General features: G+C 57.8%; 11 protein-coding genes and 1 tRNA gene. 1 reads left to right on the top strand and 11 read right to left on the bottom strand.

Features of this window, described 5'->3' with window-relative positions:
- Window positions 1-11: 11 nt before the first annotated feature.
- The 3 genes from rpsB to B5E67_RS01005 form a co-directional block, all read right to left on the bottom strand.
- Entirely contained in the window at window positions 12-734 is a 723-nt protein-coding gene (gene rpsB / locus B5E67_RS01015; RefSeq protein ID WP_087245642.1) for a 30S ribosomal protein S2, read from the bottom strand.
- A 227-nt stretch (window positions 735-961) separates the two neighbouring features.
- Window positions 962-2,905 carry an LTA synthase family protein gene (locus tag B5E67_RS01010; RefSeq protein WP_087381913.1) on the bottom strand — a complete coding sequence of 648 codons (1,944 nt, stop codon included), beginning with the start codon at window positions 2,903-2,905 and terminating at the stop codon, window positions 962-964.
- 128 nt (window positions 2,906-3,033) lie between these two features.
- Window positions 3,034-3,327 (bottom strand): YlmC/YmxH family sporulation protein, encoded by a 294-nt coding sequence (locus tag B5E67_RS01005; RefSeq protein ID WP_087245638.1) that lies wholly within the window; start codon window positions 3,325-3,327, stop codon window positions 3,034-3,036.
- A gap of 172 nt (window positions 3,328-3,499) precedes the next feature.
- Here B5E67_RS01005 and B5E67_RS01000 point away from each other — a divergent pair, with 172 nt between their 5' ends.
- Window positions 3,500-4,114, top strand: a complete 615-nt coding sequence (locus tag B5E67_RS01000) for an HAD family phosphatase (protein ID WP_087381910.1) — start codon at window positions 3,500-3,502, stop codon at window positions 4,112-4,114.
- 70 nt (window positions 4,115-4,184) lie between these two features.
- Here B5E67_RS01000 and B5E67_RS00995 read toward each other — a convergent pair whose 3' ends face one another.
- From B5E67_RS00995 to B5E67_RS00960, 8 genes are all read right to left on the bottom strand, one after another.
- Window positions 4,185-4,349 (bottom strand): DUF1540 domain-containing protein, encoded by a 165-nt coding sequence (locus B5E67_RS00995; protein WP_087364494.1) that lies wholly within the window; start codon window positions 4,347-4,349, stop codon window positions 4,185-4,187.
- A 74-nt stretch (window positions 4,350-4,423) separates the two neighbouring features.
- A complete protein-coding gene (locus B5E67_RS00990) occupies window positions 4,424-4,846 on the bottom strand; it encodes a flavodoxin (protein WP_087381907.1) in 423 nt (140 codons plus the stop codon).
- Window positions 4,847-5,021: 175 nt separating this feature from the next.
- Window positions 5,022-5,777, bottom strand: a complete 756-nt coding sequence (locus tag B5E67_RS00985; protein ID WP_087381904.1) for a heparan-alpha-glucosaminide N-acetyltransferase domain-containing protein — start codon at window positions 5,775-5,777, stop codon at window positions 5,022-5,024.
- A 149-nt stretch (window positions 5,778-5,926) separates the two neighbouring features.
- A tRNA-Leu gene (locus B5E67_RS00980) sits at window positions 5,927-6,010 on the bottom strand.
- 87 nt (window positions 6,011-6,097) lie between these two features.
- Entirely contained in the window at window positions 6,098-7,618 is a 1,521-nt protein-coding gene (locus tag B5E67_RS00975; RefSeq protein ID WP_087245628.1) for a nicotinate phosphoribosyltransferase, read from the bottom strand.
- A 567-nt stretch (window positions 7,619-8,185) separates the two neighbouring features.
- A complete protein-coding gene (locus B5E67_RS00970; protein WP_087245626.1) occupies window positions 8,186-9,700 on the bottom strand; it encodes an IMP dehydrogenase in 1,515 nt (504 codons plus the stop codon).
- A 488-nt stretch (window positions 9,701-10,188) separates the two neighbouring features.
- Entirely contained in the window at window positions 10,189-10,926 is a 738-nt protein-coding gene (locus B5E67_RS00965; RefSeq protein WP_087381901.1) for an acyl-ACP thioesterase domain-containing protein, read from the bottom strand.
- A 31-nt stretch (window positions 10,927-10,957) separates the two neighbouring features.
- A complete protein-coding gene (locus B5E67_RS00960) occupies window positions 10,958-12,190 on the bottom strand; it encodes a spermidine/putrescine ABC transporter substrate-binding protein (RefSeq protein ID WP_087381898.1) in 1,233 nt (410 codons plus the stop codon).
- Window positions 12,191-12,202 lie beyond the last annotated feature (12 nt).

Below are 12,202 nucleotides of genomic sequence, written 5' to 3'. Positions count from 1 at the left end.
TGCCGGAGAAATCAGGCGTTGGCAGCTTCCTCAGCGGGAACGGCCTCCTGGTTGCCCTGCTTGCCCTCCAGAACGGCGTCAGCCATAGCGCCGGCAATCAGCTTGACAGCGCGGATAGCGTCGTCGTTGCCGGGGATGACCCAGTCGATCTCGTCGGGGTTGCAGTTGGTATCAACGATGGCAATGATGGGGATGTGCAGCTTGCGAGCCTCGGAGACAGCGATGCGCTCCTTGTGGGGGTCAACGATGAACAGAGCCTTGGGCAGGGTCTTCATGTTCTTCACGCCGCCCAGGTACTTGTCCAGCTTCTCCATCTCCAGCTCCAGCTTAGCGACTTCCTTCTTGGGCAGCAGCTCGAAGGTGCCGTTCTCCTGCATCTTCTTCAGCTGCTCCATGCGGTCGATGCGCTTGCGGATGGTGCGGAAGTTGGTCAGCATGCCGCCCAGCCAGCGAGCATTGACGTAGTGCATGCCGCAGCGGTTGGCCTCGTCACGGATGGACTCCTGAGCCTGCTTCTTGGTGCCGACGAACAGGATCTCGCCGCCCTCAGCTGCGACTTCCTTCACGTAGTTGTAAGCCTCGTCCAGCTTCTTGACGGTCTTCTGCAGGTCGATGATATAGATGCCGTTGCGCTCGGTGAAGATATACTTCGCCATCTTGGGGTTCCAGCGGCGGGTCTGGTGACCGAAGTGCACGCCTGCTTCGAGAAGCTGCTTCATAGAAATGACTGCCATGATAAATTACCTCCAAATTGTTTTGACCTCCGCACACCGTGATCTGCCCTCCCCACATGGTACAGGGCGGCAGACTGCCCTCCACTTCCGAAGAAGCACAAAAGGGCATAGTGATGCGTGTGTGATGGTTGATCGGCGCACCGGCCCGTTTGACCGGACACACCTTAAATATAATAGCACAGCTCGGGCCCGGATGCAAGACCAATTTTCGCATTCCGGGGCGGTTTTTACCCGTTTTCTTCCAGAGAGATTCCCATTCGGTCCAAAGCATAGCCTTCCCCGAACATCAGGTCGTATTGCAGCAGCCAGTGATTGTTCCGCCAGCGCTCCTGCTGCGGGGTCAGGCTGTCGGACACCGTGCCGTTCCAGAGGATGGTTTTGCCGCCGGTGCAGCTGCGGTATCCATAGCGGAGCTGCCGGTTCAGGTACTGGAAATAGAGGGGCTGTTCCAGTCCGAAAATATCCATCATCACCGGCGACACCTCATAGGCGGCGATGGTGCCCAGGTCCACCTGGGCATTGCTGTAGTTGGACCACATCAGCAGCGTGGTCTGATAGAGGGCCGGGTCGGAGCTGTCGGCGCTGGCATAGCCGGTCTGGGTGTACACATCGTAGCCCGAATCAATGGGGTTGTAGTGGTCTCCCCAGAAAACCAAAATCACCGGCTCGTCCACCTGGGAGAAATAGCTCACCAGCTGGCCCAGCAAAGCGTCCGCATCCCGGACGCCGGTGGCGAAGTCCTCCAAAGCGCCGATGGTGCTCTGTTTGAGGCCGGCCGGCGCGCTGGTGACGTGGACCCGTTCCTCATCCGGATAGTTGGCCGCGTTGTAGTTGGTATGGTTCTGCATGGTGACGGCATGGAGGAAAACCGGCGCGTCCGAGGATTCTTTCAGACGCTCGTACTCCTGGATGATCTGTTCCCCCATGGAGGCGTCGGTGACCAGGCCGCCCGGCCAGTAGTAGCTCCGCACCTTGTCCACCCCGCGCATATCCTCCAGGCTGATGAAATCATCGAATCCCAGATTGGGATAAGCAGTGTTGCGGCTCCAGTACTTGGCATAGTAGCAGTGAACCGCTGCGGTCTGATAGCCCTGGCTCTTGAGATAGGAAGGCAGGGCAAACATGGGCTTGGTGACGTGCTGCTGATAGGGCTTGCAGCCCGAGGGCAGAAAGCCCACCGAATAGCCGGTCAGGGCCTCAAACTCCACGTCACAGGTGCCGCCGCCAAAACTGGGGCTGTACACCTTGCCGTAGGCACTGGTCTGCTGCAGAGCATGGAGGTTGGGCGAGACGTCGGTATCAAAGGTGACGCCGTATTGCTCCAGCTCGCTCACATCCCAATAGGACTCGTCCATCACATAAATAATGGTGGGGGTCTTTTCCACCTGGGCGGGGTCGGTGGTGGCGCCGTAGCTGGTGGGATAATTGGGACCGGTTTCAAAGTGCTGGGCGGCCTCCACGTCGTCCAGCAGCGCGTTGACAGCCTCCTCGGTGTAGTCCTCGGGAGCATTGATTTCCAGGTTGGTGAGGTTGGTCATAAACCCAGTGATGACCCCGTACCAGCGGTAGTAGCGGTCCTGCATCCAGGCGTCGGAATAAATGCCGAACCACTGGGTGACCGCCGGCTGCAGGTAAATCCCGAAGATCAGGGTCAGCAGGGCCGCCAGCGAAGCGGCCACGCTGACCAGCCGCACCGGCAAAACCATTTTGTCACGCCTGCGGTAGAGAAAAAACGCCAGCACCGTCAGCGCCGCCAGCAGAACGCTGGAACAGATCATGCTGGTCTGAACCTTCAGGCCGGCAGCGGCCGCCACGCCGGCGGCCTCCTCCACCTGGGTCAGGTCCCACGGGAGAAAGGGTTCACCCCGCAGCTGCAGGGTATAAAAGTTGACCGTTGCCGGCACCAGACCAGTGCACCCGGACAAAAAAGTGGCCAGCGGGGCCAGACGGGTGACGGTGTCCACCACCATCCAGATCAGAAACAGGAACAGCCAGGACAGCAGATAGGACTCCAGATGAGGCTGGATATATTCTGCCCAGGTCTCCCCTGTCAGCTCGCCCCGCGCCACCCACTCGGTCAAAACCAAAAAGATCAGGGATGCCGCAAACGGAAAAATCCCCCGGGCGATCAATACGCCCAGGGAAGCTGTCGTCTGTTGTTTGTATTTCATACGAACTCCACTTCCTGTTTTTCTTTCGGTGCGGGCACCCGGCCCGCAGCGAATCCGAATCCTATTATAGCGCAATTCGACCTAAAGTCTACTCATATTCTTGTGAAATTTTCCATCTTGACCGGCGATTATTTGCCCAGAAGCCGTTCCAGAAGGCCCTGTTTTTTATCCTCCTGCCCGTTGTCCTCCGGCAGTTCGGTGCTGACCAGAAGGGCGTCGGCGCCGATCTTCTCGATCTCGTCCCACTCGATCACCAAAGTTTCGCCGCGGCCCAAAAGCCCAAACAGCTTGGGCCGGCCCAGCATCAGGAGCTTTTCAATTCTGGCGTGTTCGGGGTCGATGACCATATCGTCAATCTTGCCCAGGCAGGCCCCTTCTTTGAGCTGGACCACTTCTTTTTTGCTCAGTTCACGGAATGTCACGGTACGCTCCCCCTTTCGGCCCGTCCTGTACCGGACAGCACAGGGCGCGGGCTGTCGCTGTGCTTCGCAGGAAAAACCAGTGGAAATCACTGGCCCCGATGTGTTATACTATGCAGTACAAAGAAAAATGTGTATCGAATCCGGCTTCCGGGCCGGATCAGGAGCTAAGATTATGTATAAAAATGTTATTTTTGATCTGGGCGGCGTCATGGTGGACTTCAGCCCCAAGGACTTTCTGCTGGAGCGCTTTTGCAACAGCTCTACCGAGGACAAGGTCTACCGGCTGACCTTCGGCAGCGAGACCTGGAAAAAACTGGACGCCGGCCTGTGCTCCCGCTACGAGGGCAATCAGGCCATGCTGGCCGCCGCCCAGGCCGAACACTGCGGCTTTGAGGTGCAGGAAGTGCTGGAAAACTGGACTTCCATCCTCCGCCTGCGCCGCCGGATGGTGGAGCTGGTTCGACGCCTGAAAAACCACGGCTACTGCGTCTACTACCTGAGCAACATCCCCGAGGACACCCTGGCTCTGCTGATGAGCCGCGGTCTGGAAGGTCTTTTTGACGGCGGCGTGGCCTCCTGCGAAGTCCACATCAACAAGCCGGACCCCCGGATCTACAAGGAACTGCTGAAAAAGTATCAGCTGGTGGCCAGCGAGTGCATCTTCATTGATGACAGCCGGGCCAATGTCCAGACCGCCTTCCAGCTGGGCATGAACAGCATTCAGATGAAAGACAGCGTGGACACCCTGGTCCGCAGTCTTGCCACCTGCAACGTAACGTTGCGCTAAAAACCAAAACAAAGCTCCCCTGCCGCACGCCCTGAGAGGATGCGCGGCGGGGGAGCTTTTTCAGATGGAGTTACTTCTTCTGGTAGTTCTGGCAGAAGTGCGGGGTCTCGGTCTGCTGGTTGCAGCTGCCCGAGGCGCAGTGCTCGGTCACCTTAATCTGGGGCAGATTGCACTTGCAGCAGTCCACGTTGTACATGCACTCGCCGACATCGCAGATAACACCTTTGTTCTCCATGTTTATCACCTCTCTTCGCAAGCAGTATGCCCGCAAAGAGAGAAGCTTATACAAAACGTGGGGTCTGGGGATTTTTACCAGGCGGCCAGGTCGGCTCCCAGCTTGCGGCAGGCATCCTGAACGTCGCTGTCGGGAGTCTCGTTGCAGATCAGGCCTTCCTCCTGGAACAGGACTGCGCCGTCCCCTTTAACACGGTCGCACCAGTCCCGCATCCACTGGCCGTCACCCCAGCCATAGGAACCGAACAGGGCCACTTTCCGGCCGTTCAGGCACCCCTCCACCGAGGAGAACATGGGCTCGAACTCGCTCTCCTCCAGCTGTTCGGCCCCCATGGCCGGGCAGCCGAATGCCAGAACATGATACCCTTCCAGCGCGGCCGGGGTGACATCGGCACAGGAGAGAATGGTGCCGCCTGCGCCCGCACCTTCCGCGATGCAGTTGGCCATGATCTCGGTGTTTCCTGTAGCGCTCCAGTAAATGATTGCAACCTTGTTCATTGTGTTCAGACCTTCTTTCCTTGAGAGTAGATTACGGTACAAAATAGTTAGTTATAACTAATTCTCTCCCCTGCAAAAAGCGCTGGCTGTCCAGCGCCGAAGGGATGAGGTTAGTTGATAATAACCTGCGCAAAAAGAATACCATGTTCCGGATTGGTTGTCAAGGGACTTTTTCTCACAAAAGGAAGGTCCCTGCCATCATCAGGCCATAGATCACCGGCTGATGCAGCAGATAGAGCAGCAGCGAGTGACGGCCCGCCCAGCCCAGCGGCGGGCAGACCGAGCGGCGCAGAGGGTCCATCCTGTCCCGCCCCACTGCTTTGTGGAGGAAAAAGCCGATCCAGTACAGAAACAGCCACGGGAACAGAGAGAAATAGTCGGTGGAGTAAAATTCCAGGTGCGGGAACCCCAAAAAAGCGGTGCCGAAATTGGCGTACCAGCCGGAAGGCACCGCCGCCAGGGTGATTCCCTCAAATCCGAAAAAGCCCTGGTTGATGTCCCGGGTCAGGAAAAACAGAACCCCGCAGACGGCCAGGCCAGCCGGAGCCGGCACTTTATCCAGCACCGGGCGGAGCAAACCAGTGAGAAGCATGGCGGAACCCAGAAAGGTCAAGACGCCAAAAACCACCAGATCGGAGGGCATCAAAGCCCAGGTCACCAGGGTGACCAGCAGCCCGGCCCCAAACACCTCTGCGCCGCGGCGGAGGGTTCTGTGGCCCAGGGGCACGCAGAACCCGGACAACAAAATGAAAATCCAACTGGTGATCTGCTGCCAGAGATATCCCGGGAGGCCCAGAAACCAATCCGCAGACAGGCCAAACAGAAAAATCAGATCCCACATGGCGTGATAGACCATCATGCTGATCAGACAGAGGCCACGCAGCTCATCCAGCAGCGCATAGCGGCCGCCGGTGGGGATGGAACGATTCATGATAGTTGTACCTCCTGTGCAGTCCGGCAAAGGACCGGACGGAAATAGGCCCGGAAGGCCAGAGAAAAGATACATGAATCTGCATCAAAAATCAAGTGCTCTTTTCAAAAAGAAAGAGCGCCCGGAACAGTCCGAACGCTCTTTCGCAGTGCCGCCGACGGGGGTCGAACCCGTACTCTGTCTCCAGAAAGGGATTTTAAGTCCCTCGTGTCTGCCAATTTCACCACAGCGGCCCAACAAGCTGCCGCACAGAATCCATGCGGCAGCTCCAGACGAACTATATAATACAATAGGACCGGCTTTTTGTCAACTAAAATCCATTAAACGCGGCCGCCATGCAGTTCGGCGTACATCTTGTCGCGGCACTCTGCCACGGCAGGGGTCATGTTGACATAGTGCTTGTGGGGGCACTCCAGGCGCAGTTCGCTCTCCCAGACCTCATTGGTGAGCTGACGGGCCACATATTCCCGGCGCTCGCTGATGGAGGGCAGCTCAATGGCCAGCTGGCCGTTGAGAATGTGGGGCACCAGCAGCGGCTTGACGGCCGTCGGCGTAAAGGTGATGGTCCGCTCCACCGCATCGGGGTCCAGGTTGACCATGGTGATGGGCTTGCCGGCCTCGATCACTTCCCCGTCCATGGCGATCAGGTCGCACTGGGCCTGGCCGTTGGCGTCATACAGACGCCAGGGCATCTTTTTGCCCGGGATGATGGCCTTGCTGACACTGTCGGAGCACTTCATCTTGGGCTGATAGCTGCCGTCCGGCTGCTTGACCGCCACCAGTTTGTACACGCCGCCGAACACAGGGTCGGACGCCGAGGTGATGAGGTTCTCGCCGACACCGTAGGAGTCAAAGTGGGCGTGCTCGTACAGCTCCATGTTGGCGATCTTCTTTTCGTCCAGGGCATTGGATGCCACCAGCTTGATATAGGGCTTGCCGGCGGCGTCCAGCGCCTTGCGCAGACGCTTGGAACCGCGGGCCAGGTCGCCCGAGTCAATCCGGGCCGACTTCACACGCTTGTTGGGATCGTCGGGATACTTCTCGATCAGGTAGTCGTCCAGCTTGATGAGGTTGGGCAGGCCGCTCTCCATAATATTATAGGTGTCCAGCAGCAGGCTGACCGAGTCAGGATAGGTGTCGGCAAAGGCCTTGAAGGCGTCGAACTCGGTGGGGAAAAACTCAATGAAGCTATGTGCCACCGTACCCACGGCCTTGACCTCTGCGCCGTACTTCATCTCGGCCAGGCAGTTGGCAGTGCCCACGCAGCCGCCCAGAACCGCCGCATAGGCGCCGTCGTTGCCGGCGCTCTCGCCCTGGGCGCGGCGGGTGCCGAACTCCATGACGCTGCGGGGAGTATGGGTGTTCAGGCCCACCACGCGGGTGGCCTTGGTGGCAATCAGGCTGTGGAAGTTGATGGTCTGCAGCAGGTAGGTCTCGATCAGAATGGCGCCCACCATGTCGCACTCAATCCGGACCATCTGAACGTTGGGGTAACAGACAGTGCCCTCGGGCAGAGCGTACATATCGCCCTGCCAGCGGTAGGTCCGCAGGTAGTCACAGAACTCCTCGCTCATTCCCTTGGTCCGCAGCCACCAGATGTCCTGGGCGTTGAAGTGGTAGTTAAGCAGGAAACGGGTCAGCTTCCGCTGGCCGGCGCTGATGGAATATCCCTGCTGGTCCGGGTTCTTGCGGAAGAACATATCAAAAACCAGCCTGGTGTCCTTGTAGCCGTTCAGGAACAGGCAGTTGGCCATGGTGAACTCATAAAAGTCCACCACCATGGCAGGGTTATCGTAATCTTCATCGGGAATATACGGGATGACTTCGACTTTATTTTCCATAGAGTGTTCCCCTCTTCTTGTAGCAAAAAACATCCGTTTGCCCCTTTTTGCGTGCGGGGCTGGGTCTGGGTATTAACGATATGATAGCATCATTTGCCCCGGGGTGCAAGTTCTTTTTGCAAAATTCAGGTCAAATCCGCGCAATCTGTCTTGACTGATGTCACATTTGCTTATCCCGCAGGACAGACAAAAGGCCGGCAGCCACACGCCGCCGGCCAGGATCGGGTCATTTGGAGCGAGATGCACGAACTGCATTCACAATAAACTGCACCAGATGCACGACAATCAAAACAGCTATAGCGCCTATCACAAGCAATTCAATCATAGCGGTCATCATGGAGCATTCCTCTTTTCTTCTATGAAACAGGGTTGGTTGATTCCGATTGGCTGCCGTCCAAAAGGGCTGCTCAAGCTTGTTTATGGCCTTTTCCACTCTTGTCCTTTATTTAAATTATAACACAGCTGTTTTGGTTTGCAATGTGCAGCATGGTCAAGAAATATCCGCTGATTTTATACATTGGGAACGCAAAAAAGCCCCCGGCTTTCACCGGGGGCTCAGAGTTGCAATCAGCCGTTCATGATGTTGGGGGTGGAGTTCTTGAGCAGAACGTCGTGGCTGCCGCCCTCCACGATGGAGGTGGAGGAAACGACGGTCAGCTTGGCCTTCTCCTGCAGCTCGGGGATGGAGAGAGCGCCGCAGTTGCACATGGTGCTCTTAACCTTGTACAGGGTGGTCTGGACGCCGTCGGCCAGAGGACCAGCGTAAGGCACATAGCTGTCCACGCCTTCCTCAAAGGACAGCTTGGTGGCGCCGCCCAGGTCGTACCGCTGCCAGTTGCGGGCACGGTTGGAACCTTCGCCCCAGTACTCCTTCATGTACTGGCCGTTGATGCGGACGCGGTTGGAGGGGCTCTCGTCAAAGCGGGCGAAGTAGCGGCCCAGCATCACGAAGTCAGCGCCCATGGCCAGAGCCAGGGTGATGTGGTAGTCGTGGACGATGCCGCCGTCGGAGCAGATGGGAATATAGATGCCGGTCTCCTTGTAGTACTCATCGCGGGCCTTGGCGACCTCGATGACTGCGGTGGCCTGGCCGCGGCCAATGCCCTTGGTCTCGCGGGTGATGCAGATGGAGCCGCCGCCGATGCCGATCTTGACGAAGTCTGCGCCGGCCTCAGCCAGGAAGCGGAAACCGTCGCGGTCCACCACGTTGCCTGCGCCCACCTTTACCTTGTCGCCGTAGTTCTCGCGAATCCAGCGCAGGGTGCGGCTCTGCCACTCCGAGAAGCCCTCGGAAGAGTCAATGCACAGCACGTCCACGCCGGCTTCCACCAGAGCGGGCACACGCTGGGCGTAGTCGCGGGTGTTGATGCCTGCGCCCACCACATAGCTCTTGCGGGCGTCCAGCAGCTCGTTGGCGTTCTCCTTGTGGGAGTTGTAGTCCTTGCGGAACACAAAGTACTTCAGATGGCCCTCTGCATCCACCAGGGGCAGGGTGTTGATCTTGTTGTCCCAGATGATGTTGTTGCAGTCATGCAGAGAGGTATTCTCGGGAGCGGTGACCAGCTTGCTCATGGGGGTCATGAAGGTGGTAACCGGTGCATCGTCGGGGGTGTGGTTGATGCGGTAGTCGCGGGATGCCACGATGCCCAGCAGCTTGCCGTTGGCGGTGCCATCATCGGTGATGGCGATGGTGGAATGGCCGGTGCGGGCCTTCAGCTCCAGCACGTCGTGGAGGGTAGCCTCGGGGGACAGGTTGGAGTCCGACACAACGTAGCCGGCCTTGTACATCTTGACGCGGTGGACCATAGCGGCCTCATCCTCGATGCTCTGCGAGCCGTAGATGAAGGACACACCGCCCTGACGGGCCAGAGCAATGGCCAGCTTTTCGCCCGAGACAGACTGCATGATGGCGCTGACCATCGGGATGTTCATTTCGAGCGGGCACTCCTCTTCCCCTTTGCGGTATTTCACCAGCGGGGTCTTGAGACTCACTGCGGTAGGCACATTCTCAGCCGATGAATAGCCGGGTACCAGCAGATATTCGCCGAAAGTACGGGAGGGTTCTTCATAAAAATATGCCATGATCCAATCTCCTTTTCTATGCCACCTGTGAGACGCTGCGGCCACACGTGTTTTGCGCAACGCCGGGAATGATACTTGGCTATACTATACCACATTTGAGGCTGGAATACAAAATATCCGTGCGACAAAGTTTTGCAGAATGCAATTGCAAAAAACAGTCACTTTGCATAGTCAACGCATGAAGAAGCTGCAACTTAGCCCCTTGTCTGCACAGCATAGGAAACAAAAAAGCCCGTCTCTTACGAGACGGACTTTTTTGCACACGAAGTGAGGTATCGCCTGTGTGGCGCAGCCAGACAGCTGAGAAGGAGAACAGCCGGAGGAGGGGTTGACTGCGCCCGACACCTCAAAAGCAAGAAGAAAAAGATTTCACAGTCGCCGTATCGGCTCTCTGCTGTAACTGTATTGTAACTCTTTTGTCTCCAATTTGCAATACCTTTTTGTAACTTTTTTGTAATTTGCTCGAAATTTTGTTTCGGCTTTTCTTTTTAAAAGTGACAGAACAGTTCAAAGGCTGCTTTTCCTTCCCGACGGCCGGTGACGTACCAGCCGGGGACCTCCCCTTCTCCGCGGGCCTGGCCGTAGAACAGCTCCATCTCCTCCCCAAAGGGCACCTGGCGATGGTACTTGATGACAGCATACTGCATGGGACCCTGTTCGATGACTTCCTGGGGCAGGGTGTCACACACCACGTCCAGATAGGCGGCGTTGTTGATGTGACGGTTGGTGTCGCACAGGGAGTAGCCGGCCCGGCGCACCCCTGCCGGGATGAGCTCCGCCGCTTTGGGGACCTGCTGGGGCAGTTCCCAATCCACCTGGGGGTTCCAGCGGCTCTCCATATCCTCGGGGATATGGCGCAGGATTTTGCTGGAATCGGTGTCCACCAGCGTCCAGCGGGTGTCCACCCGGGCCACCTCTTCCCCCTTCTCGTTGCAGACCACCATAACCCGCTTGTTGACGGCGCGGCGGTTCTGTTCGGGATAGGTGGTCAGGGTCAGGGTGTCCCGCATGGCAGGCACCTTATAGAACTGAAAGGCCTGGCGGCCCACCAGATAGACCATGTGCCGCGCACTGTAAAAGGCCTTGTCCATGCCCAGGCTCCAGGCGTGGGCGGTGGCCATATGCTCGGCACAGCGCAGCAGCGCCGACGGTTTCATCAGACCGCGGTAGTCCACGTCCCCTTCGTCCAGGGTGATCTGTTCGGTGTAATAAATCGGGTATCCCATCGTGTGCTCCTTTCCGGTCCGGAAAATGGATTCAGTACATGTTCCGCGCTTTGCGGCGCATCTTGCGCCAGATATTGAAGCAGGCCAGCAAAACCATGGCCAGCAGCAACAGCAGGAACAGATAGCCGCTGCCGCCCTCGTCGTAGCTCTTCATCTCGCTCCACTTCACGTCCAGCTCGCTGTTCACTTCCTCGCTCAGGGCGGTAAAGACCTGCTCTTTGGCGGCGACTTCCTCCGAGGGATAGGCGATCTCGCTGTACTTCAGCTCTTCGTCCAGCTGCTCCCATACGGCGGTGCTGGGGGTGGTGTAGCCGATGTATTCGGCGTTGGCGGCGCCTACGTCCACCTCACACATGAAGTTGATGAACATTTCGGCGGCTTCCTGGTTCTGGCTGGTGGAGGGAATGCACATGCAGTCCACCGACAGCACGCTGCCCTCCTCCGGGAAAACCCAGGCCAGGTCGGGGTTGTCATCGATCATAGTGATGGCGTCACCCGAATAGTATACGCCGATGGCGGCCTCGCCGCCAATCATTTTGTCAAAGATTTCGTCCATCACGTAGGCCTGGACCAGGGGTTTCTGGGCTTTGAGCTGCTCCATCACCTCGTCCACCTCCTGGGTGGTGGCGGGATTGATGCTCTTGCCCTCTTTGAAAGCTGCGATGGCGTAGGCATCCCGGCTGTTGTTGAACATCAGGATGTTGCCGGCGTACTGTTCATCCCACAGGTCGGCCCAGCCAGTGGGTGCTTCATTCACCATGGTGGTGTTGTAGATGATGCCGGTGGTGCAGAGCATATAGGGAACGGTATAGGCGTTTTCGGGGTCGTAGTCGGGGTTGCGGTACTGCTCGTCGATCAGCTCGAAGTTGGGGATGTTGCTGTAGTCCAGAGGCAGCAGCATGTCCTCCTCAATCATTTTGGCCACCATGTAGTCGGAGGGAATCACCACGTCATAGCTGGCCGCGCCCGACTTGAGCTTGGCGTACATCGACTCGTTGGAGTCGAAGGTAGTGTAGTTCACATGGATGCCGGTCAGCTCCTCAAAGGCGGCCACCACATCCACGCTGTCGTCTGACCCGTTGGAGATATACTCGCCCCAGTTGTAGACGTTCAGGGTGACGTTCTGGCCGGCAAATCGGGTCCAGTCGTAGTCCCCGGAGACGCTGATGTCCTCGTTGACCTGGATGGGTTCCGCAGCCAGTGCGGTTCCGGTGCAGGCTGCGGCCAGCGCCAGGGCGGACACAAATGCAAACAGACGTTTCATCTTGTCCCCTCC

The sequence above is a fragment of the Faecalibacterium sp. An122 genome (assembly GCF_002160895.1).
Classification (GTDB): domain Bacteria; phylum Bacillota; class Clostridia; order Oscillospirales; family Ruminococcaceae; genus Faecalibacterium.
Note: the sequence above shows the minus strand (reverse complement) of the source record. Positions and strands in the feature narration are given on the sequence as shown.

Coding starts and splice junctions, on each gene's coding strand:
- rpsB (WP_087245642.1), bottom strand. CDS start 734: ATGGCAGTCATTTCTATGAAGCAGCTTCTCGAAGCAGGCGTGCACTTC.
- B5E67_RS01010 (WP_087381913.1), bottom strand. CDS start 2,905: ATGAAATACAAACAACAGACGACAGCTTCCCTGGGCGTATTGATCGCC.
- B5E67_RS01000 (WP_087381910.1), top strand. CDS start 3,500: ATGTATAAAAATGTTATTTTTGATCTGGGCGGCGTCATGGTGGACTTC.
- B5E67_RS00995 (WP_087364494.1), bottom strand. CDS start 4,349: ATGGAGAACAAAGGTGTTATCTGCGATGTCGGCGAGTGCATGTACAAC.
- B5E67_RS00990 (WP_087381907.1), bottom strand. CDS start 4,846: ATGAACAAGGTTGCAATCATTTACTGGAGCGCTACAGGAAACACCGAG.
- B5E67_RS00985 (WP_087381904.1), bottom strand. CDS start 5,777: ATGAATCGTTCCATCCCCACCGGCGGCCGCTATGCGCTGCTGGATGAG.
- B5E67_RS00975 (WP_087245628.1), bottom strand. CDS start 7,618: ATGGAAAATAAAGTCGAAGTCATCCCGTATATTCCCGATGAAGATTAC.
- B5E67_RS00970 (WP_087245626.1), bottom strand. CDS start 9,700: ATGGCATATTTTTATGAAGAACCCTCCCGTACTTTCGGCGAATATCTG.
- B5E67_RS00965 (WP_087381901.1), bottom strand. CDS start 10,926: ATGGGATACCCGATTTATTACACCGAACAGATCACCCTGGACGAAGGG.
- B5E67_RS00960 (WP_087381898.1), bottom strand. CDS start 12,190: ATGAAACGTCTGTTTGCATTTGTGTCCGCCCTGGCGCTGGCCGCAGCC.